Source organism: Aeromonas sp. CA23, assembly GCF_002587065.1.
In the GTDB taxonomy this organism is placed as follows: domain Bacteria; phylum Pseudomonadota; class Gammaproteobacteria; order Enterobacterales; family Aeromonadaceae; genus Aeromonas; species Aeromonas bestiarum.
Genome location: NZ_CP023818.1, coordinates 1,772,513 through 1,794,814 on the forward strand (window position 1 = coordinate 1,772,513; position 22,302 = coordinate 1,794,814).

Genomic DNA, 22,302 nt, shown 5'->3' on the forward strand with positions numbered 1-22,302 from the left:
CCTTAGCAAATTTGATAGGTGGTGTCGTCACCGCCCAGTGGACTCGGGCGCTGGCCATCCACTTCAGCGGAGAACTTGTCGATCTGGCCTTTCAGCTCGCCGACGGTGGCTGCCAGACCGGTGATGGTCTCGTTCAGCTTGTTGAACTGGTCGTCAGTGCCGTTGGTCTTGTCGCCTTCGGTTTTCACTTCAGGAGCCGGATCAGGCTTGGCGTCCGGTTTGGCATCCAGCTTGGCGCTGATGCTGGCGAACTGTTCACTAAGACTGGTCAGAGTCCCGTTCAGCAGTTCGAACTGTTCTTTGTTCATTTCCTCATCCTCGGTGGGGCTGGGCGTGGGTTGTTTGGCTGGTTCGCCATGGCTGGCCATCAGGCCGAAAAGCTTGGCCATAAAGCCATCCGGCTTTTCGTGCTTTGGCAGCTTGAGCATGGAGAGATCCAGCGGTTCGCTGGTGCCGACAGCCTGCCCCTTGCTGCTCTTGCTGAACTTGAGGTAGGTGGTGCCGGTGCTGGCTGGCTGGTCGGTAACGCCCAGCCCAATCAGGTAGGTGCGACCCAGATCGGCGAATTGCTCGAATGGCTCGATGGAGCAGAACTGATACTGGCCGCTCTGGTTCCAGTAGATGAGATCCCGATTAGGGCAGAGGATGGCGAACAGCTTGAACTTGCCGTCTACCTCTTCGGTCTTGAGTGCTTGCACCGTGCCATAGCTTGACCAGCGATCGTGATCAGGCCAAATGACTGCGGTGTAATAGGTCGGGTCGTAGGTCTCGGCCATGTCGGTGAGCCATTCGCGGGAGATATCCCGCCCGTCCACCGCTTTTCCTTCGGTGGCGATACAGACCCAGCCAGTTCTCAAGGTTGATTCGTTCATGCCTGCTCCCAATTGATACGGGCTCAGGCTATCGGGTCGGGAAGGGGTATTCATCCGGTTGTGTTCTGGGGGATTCGGATCCAGCGGTATATCCGAATTGCTCAGAACATCAGTGGGATAAGTGGGGATAGTGGGCTGGCTATGATGGCGCCATCATTCATATCGATGGAGGCGCCGTGGCGTATCCCGAAGAGATCCGCAATGCTGCGCGGGGACTCTACCTTAAGCGATGGACCCCCCAGGAGATCAAGGACGAACTGGGGCTGAACTCCTGCCGTATTGTCTACTACTGGGCCGAAAAGCTCGGCTGGCGGGAGCTGCTCACAGATGAAGCGGTAGAGGATGCCATTGCCCGGCGCCTGCACTCCCTGTTGGGACGTGAGAAAAAAACCAGCGCCGAGATGGACGAGATCGACAGGCTGGTCGACCACCATGTCAGCCTGAAAGAGAAGGCCCTCAAGTGGGCCGAGCGGCAGCAGGCACTAGCCACCCGCCGAGATAGTGGCGATGAACCGGCCGCCGAACGGCCGCGCCGTGGCCGAGGTGGCCAGGATAGTGGCAGCAGCAAGGGCAAGGGCGGTAAGAAGGCCAAGAACGAGGTCGGCCACCTGACAGCCGATGACTTTGCCGAGTGGCTGGGTACCCTGTTTGGCTATCAGCTGCGCTGCCGGGAGGCCAAGAACGACCCGGCCTTGCCGCGCACCCGCAATATTTTGAAGTCGCGCCAGATCGGCATGACCTACTACTTCGCCGGCGAGGCGCTGGAAGATGCCATTCTGACCGGTGGCAACCAGATCTTCCTGTCCGCCACCCGCGCCCAGGCGGAGGTGTTTCGCTCCTATATCTGCAAGATTGCCCAGACCTTCCTCGGCGTCACCCTGACCGGTAACCCCATCGTCTTGTCGAACGGGGCTGAGCTGCACTTCTGCTCTACCAACTCCAACAGCGCCCAGTCTCGCTCGGGCAACGTCTACATCGACGAGTATTTCTGGATCCCCAACTTCGAGAAGTTGTCTGACGTGGCCAGCGCCATGGCCACCCAGAGCCGCTGGCGCAAAACCTACTTCTCGACCCCATCCAGCAAGGTGCACGAGGCCTACCGGTTCTGGACCGGGGACCGCTGGAAGGGTCAGCGCCCGAGCCGGGTGGCCATCGACTTCCCTGGTGAAGATGAGATGCGCGATGGCGGGCGGGTCTGCCAAGACCGTCAGTGGCGCTATGTCATCACCATCGAGGATGCCATACGCCTGGGTTGCAACCTCATCGACATCGAGGAGCTCAAGGACGAGTACCCGGAGGAGGTGTTCGATCGCCTCTATCTGTGCCGCTTTATCGACGATGCGCTGTCGGTGTTCAAGTTCCAGGATATGGAGCGGGCAGGGGTGGACCCGACCCGGTGGGAGGACTACAAGCCCGGGCGCCCCGACCCGTTTGGCCGGCGCGAAGTGTGGATGGGCTATGACCCGAGCCGCACCCGCGACAATGCCACCCTGGTGGTGGTGGCCCCGCCCACCGTTGCTGGCGAGCGGTTCCGGGTGCTGGAAAAGCACTACTGGCGCGGGCTCAACTTCCAATATCAGGCGCAGGAGATCGAGCGGATCGCCAAGAAGTTTCGGGTCACGTATCTCGGGGTCGATGTGTCCGGCATCGGCGCCGGGGTCTATGACCTGTTAAAACCCGTGTTCAAAGGGGTGTGCCACCCCATCAACTACAGCATCGAGAGCAAGTCGCGGCTGGTACTCAAGATGATCGATGTGGTGGAGGCCAACCGCATCGAGTGGGACAGCTCGGATCGGGATATCCCGCTGGCGTTCCTGGCCATCAAGCGCAGCACCACCGGCGGCGGCCAGATGACGTTCAGGGCTGCCCGAGACAATGTGACCGGACACGCAGACGTATTTTTTGCCATCGCCCACGCCGTGGCCAATGAGCCGCTCGATACCAACCGCAAACGTAAATCCACCTGGACAACCAGCGAAGTTAAGAAGGCAGCATGAAGAACGATATCAGTCAGTTGACCGAGGAACACTTTCACGAATGGATCTGCACCCTGTTTGGCTACCAGCTGCGCTGCCGTGAAGCCAAGCTAGACCCGGCACTCGCGCCCATCCGCAACGTTTTGAAGGCTCATCAGGTCGGCATGTCTTATTACTTCGCCGGAGAGGCTTTTGAAGATGCCGTATTGACTGGCGACAATCAGATTTTCTTGGCAGAAACCCCAGAGATGGCCGATGTCTACCGGACCTATGTCAGCTTGATTGCAAAGAGGTTCCTCGGCGTCACCCTTACCGGCTGCCCCATCGTCCTGTCGAACGGCGCGGAGATTCATTTTCTTTCTCTTGATGACCTGACCTTTGCTGGAAAATCTGGCCACGTATACGTCGATGAGTATTTCTGGATTCCTGATTTCGGAAAAGCGCTGCACTTGGCCGGCGCTCTGGCTATGCACAAGCGTTGGCGCAAGACCTACTGTTCAACGCTCTCTGAGCGCCGCGGTATGGCGCGTAACTTCTGGAGCGGGGATCACTGGAAGAACCTATCCCCAGGCCGAGATTCGATCACTTTCCCTGGTGAATCATCGTTGCGCGATGGCGGCCAGCTTTGTCCCGATCGGCAGTGGCGCTATGTCATCACCATTGAGGATGCCGTTCGACTCGGTTGCAACCTTATGGACATTGATGAGCTCAAAGACGAGTACTCGCAGGAGGCGTTCAATTTCCTCTTCATGTGCCAATTCAAAGACTCCCAGGAGAGTTCCCTCGCATGACCAAACAACAGCAGCAACCGGCCGAGGTGGCCACTCCAACCAAGCCCGGAACGGTAGCGTTCAGCATGCCGGAGGCCATCGACCCCACTGCATGGATGACCGATTACACCGGGGTGTTCTACAACCCCTATGGCGAGTATTACCAGCCGCCCATCGACCGCAAGGGGTTGGCCAAGGTGGCGCGGGCCAATGCCCACCACGGGGCCATTCTGATGGCGCGGCGCAATATGGTGGCGGGCCGTTTTACCAATCAGCGCAGCACCGTCACCGCCTTTGCTCACAACTACCTGCAGTTCGGGGATGCGGGCCTGCTCAAGCTGCGCAACGCCTTCGGCCAGGTGGTCGGGCTGCACCCGCTCTCGAGCGTCTATCTGCGCCGGCGCGAGGATGGCTGCTTTGTCTACCTGCAGCTGGGCAAGCAGAACCTGATTTACCGGCCGGAGGATGTGATCTGGCTTGCCCAGTACGACCCTGAGCAGCAGGTCTATGGCATGCCTGATTACCTGGGGGGCTTGCAGTCGGCCCTGCTCAACCAGGACGCCACCCTGTTCCGCCGCAAATACTTCCTCAACGGCGCCCACATGGGGTTCATCTTCTATGCCACCGACCCGAACATGGACGATGACACTGAAAAAGAGATGAAGGAGATGATCGCCAACAGTAAGGGGGTAGGTAACTTCCGTTCCATGTTCGTCAATATCCCGGAAGGCAAGCCCGATGGCATCAAGCTGATCCCGGTGGGGGACATTGCGACCAAGGACGAGTTCGCAGCCATCAAAGGGATCACCGCACAGGATGTACTGACTAGCCACCGCTTTCCGGCGGCGCTGGCCGGCATCATCCCGACGAATGGCGGCGGAGGCCTGGGGGATCCCGAGAAGTACGATGCCACCTACGCCCGCAATGAGGTGCTGCCGCTGTGTGAGCTGCTGCGGGATTCCATCAATGGGGCTGGTTTACCACGGGCTTTGTGGGTCGATTTTCGGGAAACGATAGGTTCTGCTGTATAAAAAAACAGTCCTTTTGAGGTAAGATGCAATCTATTGGTTTAACCTTAGACTTGTCGGGAGGGGTGATGCGGGTTTATTGCAAAGTGTGTGGCCAGCGGGGCCGCATTACCAAGACCAATCGGCTGAGCGATGATGTATCAGATCTCTATTGCCAGTGTACTGATGCAGAGTGTGGCCATTCCTGGGTGGCCTGTCTGTCGTTTGCTCATACCCTGAGCCCCTCAGCCAAGACGACAAATCAGCTGGTGCTCAGCTTGATGGGGTCGCTGACGCCAGAGGGGCGGCAGTTGGTACTGGAAGGACTGGGGGCGCAATAGCGCCCCTTAGTTTTTAGGGGTTTGCCAGCGGTGGTTAGTATTGTGACAAGGCTTTTTCTGCCTCGATGTCCTGATCGGCGCATGCCTTGACCATGTTCCAACCGAACTTACCCACCCGATTGGCGCAGGAGTTCAGTATCTTCTCGTGCTTCAGGTATTTTTCTGGATTACTTACTATGGCTTGTCGCGCCTCTATATTTTGGTCTGAGCAGGCTTTAACCATATTCCAGCCAAATTGTTTTGTTGTTTTGATGCAAGACTTGACGATCTTTTCATGTGGCCGATAGTTGGCTTGTAGCTGTTCATATGCCTCCATATCCTGATCCACACAGGCTTTCACCATAGTGGCGCCGTATTGGTTCATCTGACCTTTACAGCGTTCAATGACGGCGGCCTTTTCTGTATCACTGATTGCCATTACCGATGAGGTCAGCAACATCATACTGACCGCGACAACTCGCTTCATATCATTGTTCTCGTTTGGGATTGAAGCGGTATGCTACCAAATCAGCGCCTTCCTTGGCGCGTGACCGGTCACTATTCAGTTAACAGGCTTTTTCTCTTGTTCTTCTAAGCGAATTCCCAATTCGCATAGTGTGGCGATAGCACGGCACATTCCTTCTCTATCCTCGATTTCCAAATCAGGTGTTATCCGTGCTATATCCCTGATTGAACTGTAAATCTCTGTTTGAATCCCCGTCTGCACACTGCCTCCTACTACTGGTTAGACCTGATGATTTTATCTATAACCGGATTGCATATCTCGACGATCGCCGACTAGATTTTTCATATGTATGCATAAACACCTGTCAGATCTGACAGTCACCATGACCCCGAGCACGGGCACCTGCCGGAGGCGCCCCATGAAAAGAAAAACAAATCCTGCCCGGTCCGCCCGGGCCTATGTGGTTCGCGCAAAAAGCACCACCAAAGCCGTGCTGAAAAGGCATGGCCTCACGAACAGTGCCACAGGCAAGATCATTGATGTGGCGCCGGCTACTGTTGGCCGCTGGCTGGATGACCAGACCCGCGCCTTTTTCGATCTTGAGCACGCTGCCGCTATCTGTATCCATCTCGGGATCCCTGTCTCTCACCTGCTTCCCCCTGGTGACTGGCTGATTGGACACCACCAGAGCCCGCAGCGGGATCAATTGATGGCCCTGAGCGAGGATGAGATTGATTGGTTGCTCGCCGTTCGGGCCGGTGCCATGGCCTGTTATCGCTGATGTTATCGGTGCTCCTGGTAGCCTGGTGGTTAAGTCACTGAGCAAGCCGGTCACATAGGCTGCCAGTAATTTGGTAATAAAACCCCCTCCAGCATGGCTGGATTTTTTGCTTGAGGGATTGACGTGGCGGCATGGTATCCATGCTGCCACTTTCTGGTCAATATATTTCTATCAGGCTTTTAAATCGAGTTTCCCTCGTTTGCTCATAGCACTTATTTTTAAGAAAAATAAAGCTTACTCAATGCATTACGCAACGTTGGACATCCTAACGATTGTGGTGAAATATATTTCGCTGGCGGGACAAACTTAAATCTAGTTTTGAGATAGTGAATGCCAAATAAACCCCGTTTTGTAGATAACACAATGCAGTTTGGGGCGTTAAATATAAACCAGAGTTCATTTTGGGATGAAACGCATCAACTGGAGTTCAGTTTGAAGCGCATAACGTAGGTTACGTTTTTCTGCATTATCTGAAATTGTGCTTTTTTAAATAAATAGAGCCTCAATTTTTTGAGGCTCCTTTGGTTCCGTTATAACGCGATGTCTTTTTCTCCTGATGTGAGCCAGCAGGCCGACTCGCCCCTGTAGGTTCCGCGACAGCCCACCGGTAGTTTGTTGCCACAGTGCTGGCAGATGGAGGTGCTCAGATTGGCCTCCTGCTCCAGCCAGCGTTCCCAGTCCCGCCGGATCAGGGTGCTGATGAATTCGTCTGCACTATATGGATCTCCGCTCCCTGCCCTGGCAATGCAAAGGTGATCCAGCTGCTGGCGCTCCCGTTCTGAGAGCGCCACCTCGACCCGCTTTATGCCCAGCGCTGCCCGCCTGGCCCTCTGTTCCTGCTTGCGTTGCTTTGCATCCTTCATCAGGTCGCATCCTCCTGCATGGCAGGATAGCTTTTCACTTCATTGAAGGCCGTCACGACAACTGGATAATCTGATCTGCTAGGTATCAAACTACCCCTCATGTCATCCATAACCTCTGGTGCACTCACGCTGTCTGGGTATGCCTTTGTCATCCATGAAAATTCCTGTCCCCCAGTCTTAGTCTCTCGCCATCCAGCCATAAAGTAGACAGTGTATGGTCGCTTGAGAGAGTCTTCGTCAGTCTCATGAACCGGCTTCATCCCGAACACCACAAATCCTGGCTTCTGTGCGTAGTCGGTGACAACGGTGATCCGGCGTTTGGCGCTGCGGCTGGTGTAATGTTCGCCGTCCCACTCGTTGAGGGTGACGGTGTCACCCTCTTGAAAGTTTCGGTCGTTGTAGCGGATTTCGAACGGCTTTGAGCCATCCAATACCCGATGGAAGTAGGCCGTCATAATTTTCAGTTCGTGGTGCATGCCGCGCCCTCCCTTACTACCATGGCATCCAGCTTGGCCCATGCCCGCCAGCTGGCGATAGTGGTCTCGGTCTCTGGCAGGTCAACTGTTGGATGGCCATACACCACATGGGTGACTGTGCCGCGATCGTTCAGCTTGGTGGCCTTCACTTCCCTGGTAGTGCCTAATCGGGTGATGACGTCACCCGGCACCGGATTTTTGCGGGGGTCTCTCATGCCTGTTGCTCCTTCGTCCACGCTGCAATTTTTGCCCGTGCTTCTTCTTCGCTGACTATTGGTGCATTGGTCATCAGCTGTTGGTCGTACTCCCAGATCCCATCTGGACTCACCATCAGCATTTCCGATACCCCGTTCTCCGGATTTCTGGTCATGGCCAGACCCAATGGGTGCAAAATCTCGCGGTTGATGCGAACGATAAGGCCCAGTTCGCTGACCTGATTCCAGTTGATATGCTTCATGGTTACTCCCCGGCTTCTACATGTTGGCGATGATCAGCCACTACCTGGTGCAGGGTTGGCTGGTATGTTGGGTTGAGCTTGGCGGCGGCGCCGGGGTTGGCTCGGTCGATTGGGCTGCCCGGTGCGATAAAGAGGGTGTGGCCGGTGACGGCGCACCGGATTGTGCCGCTCTGGTCGATGGCCACAGGGGTGAGCCCGTCCACGATATGGCGGCGGCCAACAGATCGGCCATCTGCGGTCAGCACCGGCACGGTGGCGCGGTTGGCTCTGGCCTGAAACGGGTTCGGTACCTCGGCGGCGATGGCCGGCAGGGCCAGCGATGTTGGACGAGGGTGCCGGCGGCGCAGGATGGCGCAGGCCACGGACTGCTGTTTGCCCTTGAGCATCCCCACCCACTGGCTGATTTCCTTGGCTGGCCAGCGCTGCTGCAGGATGCAGGTCACCCGATTATCCAGGCTGCGGTACTCTTCCCGGCTGACGGTCTGTTTGCTGTTCATGTTCATGCCCACTCCTCGCTGTAGTCGTTCTCTTCTTGCATCCACTCCGGCACATCCAGCCCCTCCAGTACCCGCCACATCTCTGACTGATAGGGCTCCGGCAGCATCTCTATCCAGCTGCGGGTACCGGTATGGCCCTGTGCCTGGTAGACCTTGCCGCAAAGCTCAACCAGCATCGGCCAGTCCTGATCGCCTTCCGGTACCGCGTACTCATCCGGTTGGTTCGGCTCGGCTGGCGACTTGCCATCTGGCACCCAGTCCGGCTCGCTTGGTACCGCTCGGCTCGATTGCACCTGGCCGTTCTCAAGCCAGAGGGTGAAACCGTCTGCGCGAACGCTGGCGCCTGAGCGCAAACGCCCGATAGAGAAGGGTGACAAACCCCATTGCTCTGCCATCAACTGATCCGCGAACGCCTCAGGATCCGGCTGCGTACAGTTATTGTCAGAGCTCCAAGGAGCCGGGCTGTCGCCCGACTGAACACCCACACCCCAACCCCCGGCGGCCTTGGCGGCCTCATAGGTGCCTGCTGGTACCACTTCCCACCCTTGCAGGCGGGTCTTGATACCCAGGCGAGCGGTGTGCAGCCCCATCAGGCGCTTGATGTCCTCGCCGTAGCTGTTGGCTTGTTCTTCGATGAGGTGGGCCAGCTTGATGGGGTGATCGGCACGGGTAGAGAGGGCCCCGCCCATAGCGTGTAGGTAGCAGCGGAATATGCCGTTATCGGCGGCATAGCGGGCGGCCTCAAAACGTGGGTCTTGCAGTAGCGGCTTGGGCGGGCCGACCAGATCGCCGTTCTTCTTGGCGTTGCTGATACGGCGCAGCTCGCGCCAGATGCCTACAGGGGCGCCGCCGATCTGCTGAAAGGTACGGATCCCCCACCAACTGGCCCAGGCGCAGGCGTGCTGGGCGCCCTGGTCAGCCTGGGTGTCCGCTTCGTCATCGCCATCTACGTGCTCGCCATCGATGTTTTTGGCGATGTATGCCGCGATGTAACCAGTGGCATCCCCCTTGGACGGGTCGATCTCTTTCCAGTCGAAGCGCGGGGTAAAGTCAGTAAAGGGGGTGCCCTGATTGCTGCGCTCCAGCTCCTGCCGATCATCTGTCAGGGCATAACGCTGCAGAGTGTCGATCACCCCATTCCGGTCGCGTTTTCGCATAAACAGCAGCATGTGCCAGTGCGGCGTGCCATCGTGGTGCGGTTCGCAAACCCGGAAGCCATAGATAGGCATGCCCCAGCGTTTCAGGTATGAACGGGCCCGGCTCCACAGCTGGCCCAGATAGGCGCAGGTGTCACGCGGGGTGGCGCCCTGGTACTTGTCGTTTTCGATGGTCTTGCCGTTGCGGCCCGTCTTCCAGGCGTGGAAGCGGCTCGGGGCTGTCCAGGTGAAGAAGACCCCCACATGGCCCTGCTCCTCGGCATAGTCCTCGAACCCCCGCATGCGAGTCATCATCTCATTGCGGCGGTTGACCGGGTTGGAGACGCTGGCCTCCCAGCAATCTTTCATCGAGATCACCAGGTCATGTTGGCCGTTCATCACTTCCGACTCGGCTAGCCAGCGCATCATGGCCCGCTTGCGCTCGCGCACCACTTTCATGGTGGCGTTCGAGACGTAGGCGGAGACGCCCTTACGCACCTTGCCCAGCAGGATAGCGATGTGCTCTTGTAGCCTGTCCCAGCAGCGGTTGATGCGCCTCTCCCACCACTTGGCAGATAGCAGACGCACCATCACGCTCAGGATCCAGTTATCCCGCGCCTCTTTGGTTTTGAAGTCCGGCATCTTGACGACGAATCCCCACTGGTCTGCGGGCTGTTTGATTACCTCCCATGTTTCCATCAGATCCAGCTCACCGGCGTGGGTGTTCTGCTCGATGTTCTTCCAGATGGCGGCGGTCTGGTTGGCGAACTGGTGGGCGACCCGCTTGCGGCCGTCGTCGTCGCGCAGGTGCTGGGCATCGACCGGCAGGGCCATCACCAGGGAGCGGACCCACTTCACCCGTTCCCGCAGCCAGATGTTTGCGCTGCGGCAGTTGCGGGTGGTGCCATCTTTGCGGCGGCGCACGTACTGCTTGAACAGCACCTGGGTGAACTGCATGGAGAGGCCATCGAGCAGTTGCACTGCCCAGACCAGATCGGATTCACCAGGGGCGCCCACAAAGGCGGCTTCGAGCTTGGTGCCCGGCATGGTGTTGGCGAGGGCGTCGATGCGGGCCTTGAGGGTCTTTTTCGACAGCGGTAGCTGGTTCCGTTTTGGCGTCGGCAGGCGGCTGATGGAAAAACCAAATTGGCCAGCCTCGGCGGCTGGCCCTGTTTTTTGTTGGTTAGTCATTGGTGATTGCTACCCGACAGCTCTTTGATGTTGTTCCGGAAGTAGTCCAGGGTGCGACGGGCATGCCCCGCCATCTTTCTGGCTGCGGCACATTGGCGCAGGGTCAGGGAGACCGTGCAGCGTGGGCGGGGGGATAGCCGACGCATTGCCAGCAGGTCGCGCTGGTAGCTGCGCAGGCGGGCCTCGTCGCCCATCATGGTGTCGAACCATCTATCCACACGGGTTTGCAGGTCGGAGATCAGTCGAAGGCTCATGCAATGATCTCCCCCATTCCGTACTTTTGCGCGTTCTCAAACCACCAATCACCAATATCGCGGGCCAGCGCGGTGGCGCCTTGACCCAGTGCCAGCCAATACAGAGTACGGATTCCTCCCATCAACAGCGTTTCCTCCTGGCTGAATTCGTCTGCGCGCTTTATCGCATCCACAGAAAAAGCAAAGTGCTTAGCCAGCTGGCTAACAGGCTCAGGCGCCCGCAGGTGAGCGGGGCCAGACTCTGTTTCAGCCAACTCATCGATAGGCGGCTCAAGTTCAAACAGGTCGCTCATGCTGCACCCCCTACTACCGTGCACCCGTCCACCGGTGACCAGCTTGAGATGGGCACTTGCAGGCCCAGCTTGTTTTGATCACGCTCGCCGCTCAGCAGCGCGCTGATAGTCTCGTGACAGTTAGCACAGCCGCACCACTGGCCGCCGCATTGGCAGGACTCCATCCCGTATTGCTTTTCCTTGGAGCAGATCGAGGTGCGCAGACAGCCTTGGCACAGCACAAAGAAGCTGATGCGGATCATGCTCAGGCGATTCGGGTAGAGGTGGACCGCTTTCGCAATGGGTTGGCGTATCACGGTTGCATCAGGGCCAGAGGCCATATCAGCGCCAATGAAGAACGGGTCATCCATAAACGGCAGGTCATCAACCGGCTCCTGAGCGGCATCGTCTTGCGGCTGGAATACCAGCCGCTCTTCTTCGAGATCCCACGTAAAAGCGCTTCTTCCCTCTATGAACAGCCATTCATCCGCAGCCTGTGGGTTGGCTGCGGCGAACTCGTTGAACAAGCGAAGGAACATCAGGTCTTGACTCATGCCTCGTCCCCCATCACTGAGTCGTCATCCATCAGGTCTTCCTGCTTGCTGGTCACGACCAGCTGCACCTGGATGTATTGATCTCCCGAGTAGAGCTCCCCCAGGGCAATGCGGTTGACCTGCTCGTTGCTGGCCAGTAGTTCGGTCAGCAGAGGCAGCACGGCGCGTTCTGCCCGCTTGGCGATATGAATGGCATCGATGCTCATGCGCCAATCCTCCCGTTCATTGAGCGGAACACCTTGAGCCAGCGCAGTTGCTGGCGGGCTTGCTCACGCAGATTGCGGCCCTCGGGGCCCCGCTTGGTGGTGTAGGTCTTGGCCTTGATGCGGTGCGGCAGCTCGGCCAAATCGGCCAGGGCTTCCTGCCTGGTGATGGGGTGGAACAACTTTTTCATGCGACCCCCTCAACAATCCGGATTGAGCCTGAGGTAAGGCGCTCCATGCGGGCGTATCCGCGTTGGCCTTTCAACCAGGTGGTGCCGCAGTTGATGTAACCGCGGCTAACCAGATAGGCACTGGCGGCCTTGATAGTGGGTTCAGTGTGGCGAGTGATAACGGCTGCCATGATCAGATCTCCCCTCGGCAGTTGACGCATGACCATACCGCTCGCCAAGCCATGGCGGCTGGACGCTCCAGAGAATGGATCAGGTCATGATTGCTGCTGTAACGCTGGCCGCGGTGGGCCAGCTTTCGGTTTTGAATGCGCAGGTTGCGCAATTGGTCACGAATGGCTAAAGTTGGCATGTCGATTTTCCTAGTTGACGAATGAAAGCCCCGCGGTGTTCCACCACCTTTGCGGGGTTTTTTATTGCCCGATTGCTTGCGGGCCTTGCCTGCTCATTTCGCTGGCGGCCAGAACGGCCCGTTTTATGCGAAGCTTTGCGGCTCTCTCCTTCTTCTCTCTCTCGATATCTCCGATAGGTTTGGTGACTGGTGCCGGATGCCACACTTTGCTGTCACAGCCGCCGAAAAACTCCCCTTGATAATCCAGTTCCTGCACTGCCAGACGGAGCGCCTCGCGCTGCGCATGAGGCAGAGTGGAAAGGGTTGCTGTCATCAGCTGGCCGCGTGACTGACGGGCGATGGTGCAGATGGCGGCCTTCTTGGCTGAACTGATGGCCAGCCAGTCGGTGTCCAGGCGGCTGCGGGTTTTGCCGAACATCTCGCGCACCAGCATTAATCCTGCGGTGTTCATCGCGGCCTGTTCGTCTGGCGTCAGGCCAGCCAAATTGCGTTGCTCTGAGTCGATGTGTTTTTGCATGGGTTCCCCCTTACATGGTCATGGTTTGCATCAGGATGTCTGATGCGCAGGCGACGGTCGGTACGGCCTGAAAGCGGGCCTCGATGTCGTGGATGAGCAGTGCCAGCGACCCCATTGCAGAGGTGGCCACACTGACGATGGTGTTGCGTTCGGTGCGGGATACACGCCCCCGCTCGGCCAGTTCCAGCGCCCGTTGGCCGATGCTGGCCACCTTGGCATTGAGGTCGATCGCTTGATGGGGAAGGGATGGCGCGCGTTCAGCGTTTGGAATGGCGATGGCGGTGAGCTTGCATTCCATCAGCATGCCGTCGAACAGGGTTTCGTCCCCTTCGGTGGCGTGATACAGCGCGATGAGATCGGCTACGGTCAGCTGGTGCGGCTGGTCAGGGTTGAGTTTGTTTCTCAGTACCTGAGCATCAATGCCAGCAGCCTTGGCGATCGCGCTGATCACATAGGTTGAAGTAAATCTGCTGCATGCAGATTCGAAGTGTGGATGTTTGCAGTCGCCACCGATAAACATGGTTCTCGCTCCATTGAGTGCCATAGTTACCGGGAGGTTGCGGGCGCATATGATGCTGCGGCGGCCTGTTGGTAGAGCGCGACCATATTGATCAGAACCCTGTGCTTAGGCCCTGCCTTCGGCATGATCTGCAGTTCACCGCTGGCGACCATCTTTCTCACTGTGCCAACAGGTATGCCGGTATCTGCGCTATAGCGCTCGATGGTTTTAACCGGTGTGTCGATCTTGAGTGCAATCTCTGACATGATTGGAATCCTTTGATTGAGTATCAATATGCGGCTATATGGGTAGATATAGCCTCAGTCAACACGGTTAACTCTACTGGTGGCATCATTTGGTGTCAATGATCAGTTTGAGTTGGCTCATATGATTTTGCAGGGGTGCTATATGTCTTTTGATTCAAATCAAAAGAGTTGCTTCGATAGGGAGGCTTTTGTTTTGAGACTTGAGAGGCTCATAGGAAAAGAATCTATGAGATCTTTTGCTCGCAGGGCTGATATGAGTGACACAGGTCTTAAGCGGTACCTTTTTGATGGCACAATCCCACCTATAGATAGGGCGCTCAAGCTAGCGATTGCGGGAGGTACAACTTTCGATTGGCTGGTGTTTGGCGTTGGAGATGGCGTTAACCCTCAGAAGTCACACGATGCAGTATCAGACGTTCGAGGCGCTTACGCTTACCAGCCTGATGAGTTCACTACTATTCCTGCCTATCAAGTAGAGGCAAGCGCAGGACACGGTTCACAGATTACTGACGAACCGCTGGCCGAACCGATGGCGTTTCGCACCGACTGGCTGCGCCGTGAGGGGTTCGACCCGGCCAAGATGGCGGTCATCCGCGCCAAAGGTGACTCCATGGAGCCGACTATCAATGACGGTGACGTCATACTTGTAAGGCTCACCAATGGCGAATCTCCCCGTGATGGACTCTATGTGTTGCGCCTCGATGGCGGCCTTTTTGTAAAGCGGCTGCAATTCGATCTGAGAGGTGTTCGCATTATTTCTGATAACTCTCTCTATCAATCTCTTGAACTGAGCAAGGCTGAAATGGCTGAGATGGACCTGGTTGGCCGTGTGGTGTGGGCTGGCAAGAAGTTCTGAGGAGTAAATATGCTTTTAATCATGGCTGCCTTGGTAGTTGCATCCAACAAACAAGCGCTGACGGTGTGTTGTGGTCGTTAAAAAAGTTGATGGCAAGGCCAAGCCTTGGTTAGCAGACCTCCGTCCGGATGGTGATGGAGGCCGAAGAATACGAAAGAGCTTCATGACGAAAGGGGAGGCGCTGGCATGGGAACGGCATCAGCTAACCCATAAACCATGGGAGCAGACGCAGGAGCAAAAGGCCGAGCAACCCGAACCGCAGGAGCAGCGCCGCCTACTGGATCTTGTGCACCTCTGGTTTGGCCGGCATGGTCAGACTCTGGCGGATGGTGATCGGCGGCGGGATAAACTCGTCTGGTTATGTGAAGCGCTTGAGAACCCCATTGCAACCGAGTTCACCTCCGAACACTTCTCGGCATACCGTGAGCGGCGCTTGGCGGGTGAGCTCTATGTACCAGGGCAGCGCAAGCAGGTCACCCCCACTACCATCAACCGCGAGCAGTTGTATCTGCAAGCGGTGTTCAATGAGCTGGCCCGCCTCGGGGTCTGGCACGGCGGAAACCCGCTTTCTGACCTTCGCCAGTACAAAGTGCAGGAGAGCGAGCTGGCCTATCTGTCCCAAGATGAGATCGAGCAACTGCTCGATGCCTGCAAGGAGCAGCGGGATCTGTGGCTGGTCGTGATGCTCTGCCTTTCGACGGGTGCCCGGTGGTCAGAGATTGAGAAGGTCAGCAGGGCTCAGATAGGCATGGGGCGGATCACCTTCACCAAGACCAAGGGGAAGCGAAACCGGACTGTGCCGGTGGCCCCCTGGTTGCTGGCCATGTTGCCCAAGCGCACTGGCAGATTGTTCGATGATTGCTATGCCGAGTTCGAGAAAGCCATCAGGCGAGCCAACATCAAATTGCCAGCAGGGCAGAGCACCCACGTTCTGCGGCATACCTTTGCAAGCCACTTCATGATGAACGGCGGCAACATCTTGGTGCTACAGCGCATCCTTGGCCACACAGACATCAAGATGACGATGCGCTATTCGCACTTTGCACCAGATCACCTGGAAGATGCGGTGCGCCTCAACCCCATCACAGCGCTGAAAAGTGTACATAGACAGTCCATTGATTTGCCCCATATTGCCCCATAACTACCCATATTGAGATTTTAGCGCCCTTAATTATCAGTAACTTATTGATTTGTAAGGGCCTCCGTCGGTTTCAAAATCCGCCGTTGCAAGACGTGTCGGTTCGAGTCCGACCCCGGGCACCATTATTTTCTCCTGTTTGGTCAACAGGTTACAGCGCACTAACGGCGCTACTGCTCACAGCACTGCGGTTAAAACACTCACACGACGCGAAATTACGCGAAAGAGGTTTTAACCAGATGGCAAAAATCCGAAAAGTGACCGGCAAAAAAGGCACTACCTATCGCGTGCAATTCATGCGAAACGGTAATCGTGTCGATCGCTCATTCCCACGCAAAAAAGACGCAGAGCAGTTCTTGGCTCAACTCATCGTTTCTGATGATCTGGCCGATACCCTGACTCACGTCACCCTGACCGGCACCACAATCAAACAAGCAATTCGCGAATATCTTGATCAGTACACTGGCCGAGACGATTCTGCAATTCAGCGCCTTAACTGGTGGGCTGATCGCCTGGATGACAAACCCTTAGGCAAAGTGACCCGCCAGCACGTCAAAGCTGCCCTGAACACATTGGAGAGTGAAGGCAAAGCGCCCGCTACTCTCAACCGTTACAAGGCCGCCCTCTCAAGCGTGTTTGTCTACATGAACGACCAGCACGACATTAAGCACAACCCCGCACAAGAAGTACGCCAGAAGCCCGAGGACAACGCCCGTACCCGCTTCTTGTCTGATGATGAGTTGCCTTGGCTGCTGACCGCAGCCAAGGCCAGCAAGTGGGAACGCCTGCACCTGTTAGTCAGCATGGCTATTTTCACTGGGGCTCGTCGTTCTGAGCTGATCGGTCTGAAATGGTCTCATATTGATCTCAATGCCCGTACAGCTCACCTGCATCATACAAAGAATGGCACTGAGCGAGTTCTTACCCTGCCACCCGCACTTGTCCAAGAAATGATGAAGTTCAGGCAAGTTGGCAATGCTTACTTGTTTCCCCATTCCAGCAAGTTGGATTCTCCCTTTGAGCACTTCGACTGCTTCTGGCAAGCCTGTCGTAATGAAGCGGGGATCACCGATTTTCACTTTCACGATCTGCGCCATACGTGCGCCAGCTTGCTGGCCAAAAACGGGGCCAGCCTGTTGGAAATTGCCCAGGTGCTTGGACATAAGTCGATCACCTCGACCCAGCGCTACGCCCATCTATGTAATGGTCATAAGCAATCGTTAACTGATCGCGTGTTTGGGGCCATAACGCTATGAACTTTGACGCTTGGTTCTCAACTAGCCAATCCCGTCAGTGGTCAACACACGGGAAAACTCAACTTATGAGCATCTCAGCTTCTCGGGAGGATTGCCCATCCACGAAGATGCGAACAGGCAGGTCGCTGTTGCCTGAAATGAAAGGGTTCATAGGCATGAAATTTCATTTTTTTATGCACGTCGAACGTTGGGTGAGAAGCGCACCTTGGAGAGTGCCTAGCGGTTTCTATAAAGTCGTCGTGATTGCCATAGATAGTAAATTCCCCAGAAACAGAAAGCTCATCGCTAGGATGCTTGGCATAACAGTGGAAGGTGTCAAGAAGCAGGTGCACCGGGCTCAGGGAAATGCGAAAAAGCAGGTAATCGCTTCACATATAGCGGCATCACTTCCTGACACCAAACACGATTCTCTGCGCATTCTGCAAGCATTTCTTCTTTTAGAAGGATAGTGCTGAATGAATTCACTTCGCCTGGGGGCGGAATAATTGCATCTTCTCGATGCAGGTGTTTCACAGCTTACCGCGATTCGTGTAGGCAACGACCTCGTCGCTTGACGGTCTTTATCATTGATAGGATGAGTCGGTGAACCAGTCCGCCTTGGTGAGACCAAACTCCGTAGCTGCTCTTGTAACAGAGCAACATAGCCACGCAACGACAGCTAGGCCTCGTTGTTCATCAACGAGACCTAGCTGTCAGTTATAAGCCATCACAGCATCTTGTCCTCCCTCAGTCGCAGTTGATAATGCGTATGGCTTCATTTGGATGTAACGCTCCGCCCCCCCCCAAAAAAACTCAAGTTGACTGCGCCAGCTTTACCGGTAACGGCCTAGCCTACGCAGGCACTTCTGCCTACTCAACTGACCGCACTTCCAGCGGTACCTAGTTTGTAACACAGCATCCATCAACTAGACCAAGTGGGTGCTGATGTGTGGATTGATTAACCTGCTCACTACTCTCTGTGATGGCTGTGACATTGCGGGTTACATGGGCGTAACACAGCTGTCGTTGGTTGGTGTCGATATAACGATAGCTGCGTACTAGTCAGTTATCCGAGCAGCCGTAGGGGAAATATCCAGAATGTACCACTTGTAATTCCCCTGTTTGATTAGTTCTTTGTTAGCGTAACTGCGACCAAACCAGAATGACCGCAGTGAGAGCAGACCGAGGATTTTAACGATGGAAGAACTGAACCTGATCGCAGTAGCTCAAGATGTTAACAACTGGCAACCGATGCAAGAGTTCCCGAAGCATTTTCCGCAATTCTCTGCATCGACCATCAAGACTTTGATGTGGAAACGGGAAGAAAAACCGGGATTGAATCGTTGTGCTCGCATGGTGGGGAGCAAGCTTTACATCAATACCAAGCTGTTTGGCATGTGGATGGCGGGTGTGTTGCCGGAGCAACAGAAAAATGAAACGACGGATGTTTAAACCGGCACAAGCCGTAGGAATGGAGGGCTTTGGATTGTGCGGCGAATTCCACCGCGAAAATAACCAAAAAAACGCCTCTGAAGGTTAATCCAGAGGCATTGATATCTAGAGACTGGCTCAAGAGTTTGGCGACCGCGAGCCAGTCGAAGACAAAAGGAATCATAGCTCATGCGTGATGCCAAATCATCAATGAGGGGTCAGCAAGCCTCAACAGATCGCGATGTGGATGCTGCAAGGAAGGAGACTAAGCAAGCTACGCAGGCACAGAATCTTAAGGTGGAATCAAACACAACGCAGGAGGTGTCTGGTTTTGGAACTATGAGGTGGCGGAATGAACACAATTGATACCGCTCCTATTTTTATCAAATTCTCCGATTTGTCAGATCTTAGGACGGTTGTTATCCATACCGGCGAGGGTGCCGCCAAATGTGCAACTGTCCGTGCCATCTTCCAACAGTCCCACAACCAAGCGATCTGCGGTGAGAACCCTATCGACCCAGAGGAGGAGCCACGTCAAACACTGGTCGTCTATCCGTGGCAGCTTGATAGCCCGGTAAAGCTCTACAAAATGGCCGACAAGGACAGCACCCGTAAGATTATCGTGCATCAGATCGGTAACTTGGCCCCTGAGAAAATGAAGCGGCTTGTCATAGAGCTGCTCCGCCAAGCTCCCGAAGCCGAGATCTGCCGGGGCGTGATGGGCCAGAATGCGGAACCGTGGCAATTTGTTGATTTTGTTGAGGAGGAACTCGTGCGGGCCGCCGAGGTGGCGTCCAGCCTCAACGATGAGTCAAAGTCTAATGTCGTCTCGCTGCTGAGCATGGCAGGAGAACACCCGATTGCTGTGTTCGCTAGCGAGGTTGCCGACTCAATCCAGATTAGCCGTGATTCTACCTTCATGATTGGCCTGGGCCTGACATCTGCCGTGGTAGGTTCAGTCTATTGCGTTAAGACTCAGTGGGGCGCTGATTTGCCACTTGGACTCTATGTGGCAGCAGAGCAACCTCCAGGGACCGGTAAAACTGGTGTGATGAATGCGTTTCAGCAGCCATACCGGGTCGCTCTTCGCCGGATGAATGACGGCCGTAACCGAGAGTTGGGGGCACTGGAGGCACAGATAGACGCGGCTGAAGAACCAGCAGTTAAGGGTGAGCTAAGTGAACAGCTTGCATTCATGCCGCAACCGGTAAGGGGCTGGATCAACAACGCGACGCCGGAAGGATTGGAAAAGGACGCAATTGCACCGAATGGGGGCTTCTTCATGCTCGCATCTGATGAACGTGGGCTGTTGAATAGCGTGTTTGGTCTGTCATACGGCAAGGGGGTGGCTGTCAACATGGATGCAGCATTGAAGGGCTTTGATGGTGGTTCATATGCTTGCGTCCGGACAACCCGACGGGGCTTTGATGGCGAGGTTCACGGTTCAATCATCTGCTTTGCCCAGCCGGGTAGCATTGAGGCGATCATTCAGGCAAGTGGTGGGACTGGCCTAGCCGAGCGCTTCCTCTGGTTGAGTGACAAGCATCAGCTGGGGAAACGTGACCATTTGAAGCAACGTAGCAAGCCGAACAGCGAGCCATTCAAACTCCTCTGTGATGAGGTCGTTAAGCAGATCCCTTGCCGCCCTTCGCTGGATAAACTGGTTCCGCTGGCAATTCCCGCCATCTTGATGGATGAACTGGGCAAGGTCAAACAGCAAATCGAGGTTGAGCTTGATGACGATGGCCGCTTTGGCAATGATGCCGTCCGAGGGGCCGCTGGTAAGCTGGAGCTCCAGATAATGAAGGTTGCTTCAATCCTTCACATCAGTCGCCATTTGTGCGAAGGAAAGCCTGTACCACTAAACATCGGCGCAGCTGACTTTGAGATCGCACTCAATATCTGCTGCGAGCTCTTGGAGCGGTACAGGCAGGTACTTGTTAACAAGCGGATCATTGGCTTTGGTGCCGAAGCTGACGCCGTGATTGGATACCTGGAACGGTTCTCAGGAGGTAAGGATCTGGAGCAGGCAAAAAACAGCCTGAGATCAAGGTCCGTATTCAAAGGCCGAAGTACCAAGCAGATAAGTGCCGCAATTGAAAAGCTAGCTGCTGCCAGGATTGTGGCAATAGAAACCAGCACCACAGGGCGTAAGATTGTCAGGCTGCTTTGAACTCAACACTATCAACTGGAGAGGCAATGGCCTCCCTTTTTCATATCTAAAAGCTCAGTAATGGCACAAAACACACAGAAAAGGCTCGAATACCAGTTGTAGTAAGGCTTGTCGTCTGTGTGCTTGATACACACATGTACACTCGAACAACACAGAGTTGTTAGTATGGTCGTGCTGTATTTTGTGTGATTAGTGCGTCCCTGTGTATGCGGGCACAAGCCAAACCCTGCGCCATGGCCGGTTTATTGATGTTTTCTGTGTGCTTTGTGCCTTACCAGCACACATGCTCAAAGGGTGGAGAAGCGCGTGAAACTGACAGGGGAGGTGGATTGGTTTATCGCCACACATCCGGGCGACTATTATCGGCCTCCCCCTGTGGGGCTGGATGCCAACCTGCCCCCTCGCAAATACTGGTAGCCTATGACCAACTCCCTCATGCCCGAAACAGATTCCCCAGACTGGCACAGTATCGAACTGGCGTACTGTGCTGGTCGCCAGAGTGTGCGGCAAATAGCGATAGAGTACGGTGTTTCGCATACCGCCATCAACAAGCGGGCTAAGACGCGCAAATGGTTCAGAGTCGCAACACTAGGTAACGTTTCCTCATCTTCAGATATGCCAAAGGCTCCTATGCCTGGAGCCGAACATGTAAATTCAACAACTCAGGTTTTGATCCCAGTTTTCACTTCTCAGGTTTCCACTATGGAAACCAATACGTCGGACTCCAAGCCGCTACCTAGAGGCCGCCGGAGCGCATTCACGAACGAGTTGGGTGAGGCTATATGCAGCGCCATTGCTGATGGGATGAGTTTACGTGCAGTGCTTGCACGTCCGGGCATGCCGTCCAAATCCATGGTGATGCGCTGGCTGGCTGATGAGCGCTACATTGAATTTAGGGACCAGTACGCGTGCGCGCGCGAGGATCAGGCCGATAAATTGGCCGACGAGATCCTCCAGATTGCCGATGACGGCAGCAATGACACCTTCCTCGACGCCAACGGGAACGTAAAAGTTAACTACGATGTGATTGCTCGTGCCCGCCTGCAGATCGATGCTCGTAAATGGTTGGCCTCAAAGCTGGCTCCCAAGAAGTATGGTGATGTGGGGCGACGAGAAAACTCTGGCGTTAACAGCGGGAACATACAGGTGAAATCGACTGTCACGTTTGTAAATCCACCCAACTGGAACGAAGATGGCGAGGTTTATAAGGATGACTGATTTTGTAAAATTGGATGAAAGCTCCAAAGCTATCGTTGCAATCTCGTCCGGGACGAAGGGGTCGGAGGTTCGAATCCTCTCACACCGACCAAATTCAACAATGGCTTAGCTTCGGCTAGGCCCTTGTGCTTTTCCGGCGTCCCGGTTTTGTGGGGCATTTTTTTCGATACTCCTTTTCTCGTCCTTCATCTAAGGCTCATCTTAAGTGGCTTACCCCGGACTGCTTCCTTCCTCAGTGCCTGTGCAATAGAACCGGTCCAGCTCAAGTTTTGGAATCATCCCTCTCCCGAACAAACCTATATCCATGAGAACATCTGGCTGAGTCCTCTCTTGC

Annotated in this window: 28 protein-coding genes; 11 read left to right on the forward strand and 17 right to left on the reverse strand. The window is 55.5% G+C overall.

Going from position 1 to position 22,302, the window contains the following annotated elements:
• Positions 1-2 precede the first annotated feature (2 nt).
• Positions 3-872, reverse strand: coding sequence for a GPO family capsid scaffolding protein (locus CK910_RS08385; RefSeq protein WP_096117862.1), 870 nt, complete (start codon positions 870-872; stop codon positions 3-5).
• Positions 873-1,048: 176 nt separating this feature from the next.
• Here CK910_RS08385 and CK910_RS08390 point away from each other — a divergent pair, with 176 nt between their 5' ends.
• From CK910_RS08390 to CK910_RS08405, 4 genes are all read left to right on the forward strand, one after another.
• Complete coding sequence (locus CK910_RS08390) at positions 1,049-2,869, forward strand: terminase large subunit domain-containing protein (protein ID WP_098982198.1); 1,821 nt, start codon at positions 1,049-1,051, stop codon at positions 2,867-2,869.
• A complete protein-coding gene (locus CK910_RS08395; RefSeq protein WP_098982201.1) occupies positions 2,866-3,639 on the forward strand; it encodes a terminase large subunit domain-containing protein in 774 nt (257 codons plus the stop codon). Before CK910_RS08390 ends, CK910_RS08395 begins: the two co-directional genes overlap by 4 nt.
• The gene (locus CK910_RS08400; RefSeq protein WP_098982204.1) at positions 3,636-4,649 is read left to right on the forward strand and encodes a phage portal protein; all 1,014 of its coding nucleotides are present in this window, start codon (positions 3,636-3,638) and stop codon (positions 4,647-4,649) included. The genes CK910_RS08395 and CK910_RS08400 overlap by 4 nt, the downstream gene beginning before the upstream one ends.
• A 65-nt stretch (positions 4,650-4,714) precedes the next feature.
• Positions 4,715-4,966, forward strand: coding sequence for an ogr/Delta-like zinc finger family protein (locus CK910_RS08405; RefSeq protein ID WP_098982207.1), 252 nt, complete (start codon positions 4,715-4,717; stop codon positions 4,964-4,966).
• 34 nt (positions 4,967-5,000) lie between these two features.
• Here CK910_RS08405 and CK910_RS08410 read toward each other — a convergent pair whose 3' ends face one another.
• The gene (locus CK910_RS08410) at positions 5,001-5,432 is read right to left on the reverse strand and encodes a hypothetical protein (protein WP_098982209.1); all 432 of its coding nucleotides are present in this window, start codon (positions 5,430-5,432) and stop codon (positions 5,001-5,003) included.
• Positions 5,433-5,829: 397 nt separating this feature from the next.
• Between CK910_RS08410 and CK910_RS08415 the strand changes: the two genes are divergently transcribed.
• Positions 5,830-6,192 carry a transcriptional regulator gene (locus CK910_RS08415; RefSeq protein WP_010636119.1) on the forward strand — a complete coding sequence of 121 codons (363 nt, stop codon included), beginning with the start codon at positions 5,830-5,832 and terminating at the stop codon, positions 6,190-6,192.
• Between the two features lie 530 nt (positions 6,193-6,722).
• Here CK910_RS08415 and CK910_RS08420 read toward each other — a convergent pair.
• From CK910_RS08420 to CK910_RS08490, 15 genes are all read right to left on the reverse strand, one after another.
• A complete protein-coding gene (locus tag CK910_RS08420) occupies positions 6,723-7,055 on the reverse strand; it encodes a hypothetical protein (RefSeq protein WP_098982211.1) in 333 nt (110 codons plus the stop codon).
• On the reverse strand, positions 7,055-7,531 hold the full coding sequence (locus CK910_RS08425) for a DUF3850 domain-containing protein (protein ID WP_098982213.1): 477 nt from the start codon (positions 7,529-7,531) through the stop codon (positions 7,055-7,057). The genes CK910_RS08420 and CK910_RS08425 overlap by 1 nt, the downstream gene beginning before the upstream one ends.
• Complete coding sequence (locus CK910_RS08430) at positions 7,516-7,746, reverse strand: hypothetical protein (protein WP_098982215.1); 231 nt, start codon at positions 7,744-7,746, stop codon at positions 7,516-7,518. Before CK910_RS08430 ends, CK910_RS08425 begins: the two co-directional genes overlap by 16 nt.
• Positions 7,743-7,988, reverse strand: coding sequence for a DUF7415 domain-containing protein (locus CK910_RS08435; protein WP_098982217.1), 246 nt, complete (start codon positions 7,986-7,988; stop codon positions 7,743-7,745). The genes CK910_RS08430 and CK910_RS08435 overlap by 4 nt, the downstream gene beginning before the upstream one ends.
• Before the next feature lie 2 nt (positions 7,989-7,990).
• A complete protein-coding gene (locus CK910_RS08440; RefSeq protein WP_098985039.1) occupies positions 7,991-8,485 on the reverse strand; it encodes a hypothetical protein in 495 nt (164 codons plus the stop codon).
• A gap of 2 nt (positions 8,486-8,487) precedes the next feature.
• Positions 8,488-10,812, reverse strand: coding sequence for a replication endonuclease (locus tag CK910_RS08445; protein WP_172955273.1), 2,325 nt, complete (start codon positions 10,810-10,812; stop codon positions 8,488-8,490).
• Complete coding sequence (locus CK910_RS08450; RefSeq protein WP_098982219.1) at positions 10,809-11,066, reverse strand: hypothetical protein; 258 nt, start codon at positions 11,064-11,066, stop codon at positions 10,809-10,811. The genes CK910_RS08445 and CK910_RS08450 overlap by 4 nt, the downstream gene beginning before the upstream one ends.
• Entirely contained in the window at positions 11,063-11,359 is a 297-nt protein-coding gene (locus CK910_RS08455; RefSeq protein WP_098982221.1) for a hypothetical protein, read from the reverse strand. The genes CK910_RS08450 and CK910_RS08455 overlap by 4 nt, the downstream gene beginning before the upstream one ends.
• Positions 11,356-11,892 carry a hypothetical protein gene (locus tag CK910_RS08460; RefSeq protein WP_098982224.1) on the reverse strand — a complete coding sequence of 179 codons (537 nt, stop codon included), beginning with the start codon at positions 11,890-11,892 and terminating at the stop codon, positions 11,356-11,358. Before CK910_RS08460 ends, CK910_RS08455 begins: the two co-directional genes overlap by 4 nt.
• Complete coding sequence (locus tag CK910_RS08465) at positions 11,889-12,098, reverse strand: hypothetical protein (protein ID WP_059112496.1); 210 nt, start codon at positions 12,096-12,098, stop codon at positions 11,889-11,891. Before CK910_RS08465 ends, CK910_RS08460 begins: the two co-directional genes overlap by 4 nt.
• On the reverse strand, positions 12,095-12,286 hold the full coding sequence (locus CK910_RS08470) for a hypothetical protein (RefSeq protein WP_059112495.1): 192 nt from the start codon (positions 12,284-12,286) through the stop codon (positions 12,095-12,097). Before CK910_RS08470 ends, CK910_RS08465 begins: the two co-directional genes overlap by 4 nt.
• Positions 12,283-12,456 (reverse strand): hypothetical protein, encoded by a 174-nt coding sequence (locus tag CK910_RS24040; RefSeq protein ID WP_216640187.1) that lies wholly within the window; start codon positions 12,454-12,456, stop codon positions 12,283-12,285. The genes CK910_RS08470 and CK910_RS24040 overlap by 4 nt, the downstream gene beginning before the upstream one ends.
• Positions 12,457-12,696: 240 nt before the next feature.
• On the reverse strand, positions 12,697-13,152 hold the full coding sequence (locus CK910_RS08480) for a hypothetical protein (RefSeq protein WP_098982227.1): 456 nt from the start codon (positions 13,150-13,152) through the stop codon (positions 12,697-12,699).
• A gap of 10 nt (positions 13,153-13,162) precedes the next feature.
• Positions 13,163-13,672, reverse strand: coding sequence for a phage regulatory CII family protein (locus tag CK910_RS08485; RefSeq protein WP_098982229.1), 510 nt, complete (start codon positions 13,670-13,672; stop codon positions 13,163-13,165).
• Positions 13,673-13,698: 26 nt separating this feature from the next.
• Positions 13,699-13,917 (reverse strand): hypothetical protein, encoded by a 219-nt coding sequence (locus CK910_RS08490; RefSeq protein WP_098982231.1) that lies wholly within the window; start codon positions 13,915-13,917, stop codon positions 13,699-13,701.
• A gap of 142 nt (positions 13,918-14,059) precedes the next feature.
• Here CK910_RS08490 and CK910_RS08495 point away from each other — a divergent pair, with 142 nt between their 5' ends.
• The 6 genes from CK910_RS08495 (at position 14,060) to CK910_RS08525 (ending at position 21,968) form a co-directional block, all read left to right on the forward strand.
• Positions 14,060-14,773 (forward strand): LexA family transcriptional regulator, encoded by a 714-nt coding sequence (locus CK910_RS08495; RefSeq protein ID WP_098985042.1) that lies wholly within the window; start codon positions 14,060-14,062, stop codon positions 14,771-14,773.
• A 70-nt stretch (positions 14,774-14,843) separates the two neighbouring features.
• Positions 14,844-15,914: a site-specific integrase gene (locus tag CK910_RS08500; RefSeq protein WP_098982233.1), complete on the forward strand. Its 1,071-nt coding sequence runs from the start codon at positions 14,844-14,846 to the stop codon at positions 15,912-15,914.
• 236 nt (positions 15,915-16,150) lie between these two features.
• Positions 16,151-17,167 (forward strand): tyrosine-type recombinase/integrase, encoded by a 1,017-nt coding sequence (locus tag CK910_RS08505; RefSeq protein WP_098982235.1) that lies wholly within the window; start codon positions 16,151-16,153, stop codon positions 17,165-17,167.
• Between the two features lie 1,176 nt (positions 17,168-18,343).
• A complete protein-coding gene (locus tag CK910_RS08515) occupies positions 18,344-18,598 on the forward strand; it encodes a hypothetical protein (protein WP_098982239.1) in 255 nt (84 codons plus the stop codon).
• A gap of 331 nt (positions 18,599-18,929) precedes the next feature.
• Positions 18,930-20,750: a DUF3987 domain-containing protein gene (locus CK910_RS08520; RefSeq protein WP_098982241.1), complete on the forward strand. Its 1,821-nt coding sequence runs from the start codon at positions 18,930-18,932 to the stop codon at positions 20,748-20,750.
• A 702-nt stretch (positions 20,751-21,452) separates the two neighbouring features.
• Positions 21,453-21,968 (forward strand): terminase, encoded by a 516-nt coding sequence (locus CK910_RS08525; RefSeq protein WP_253852848.1) that lies wholly within the window; start codon positions 21,453-21,455, stop codon positions 21,966-21,968.
• Positions 21,969-22,302: the final 334 nt, after the last annotated feature.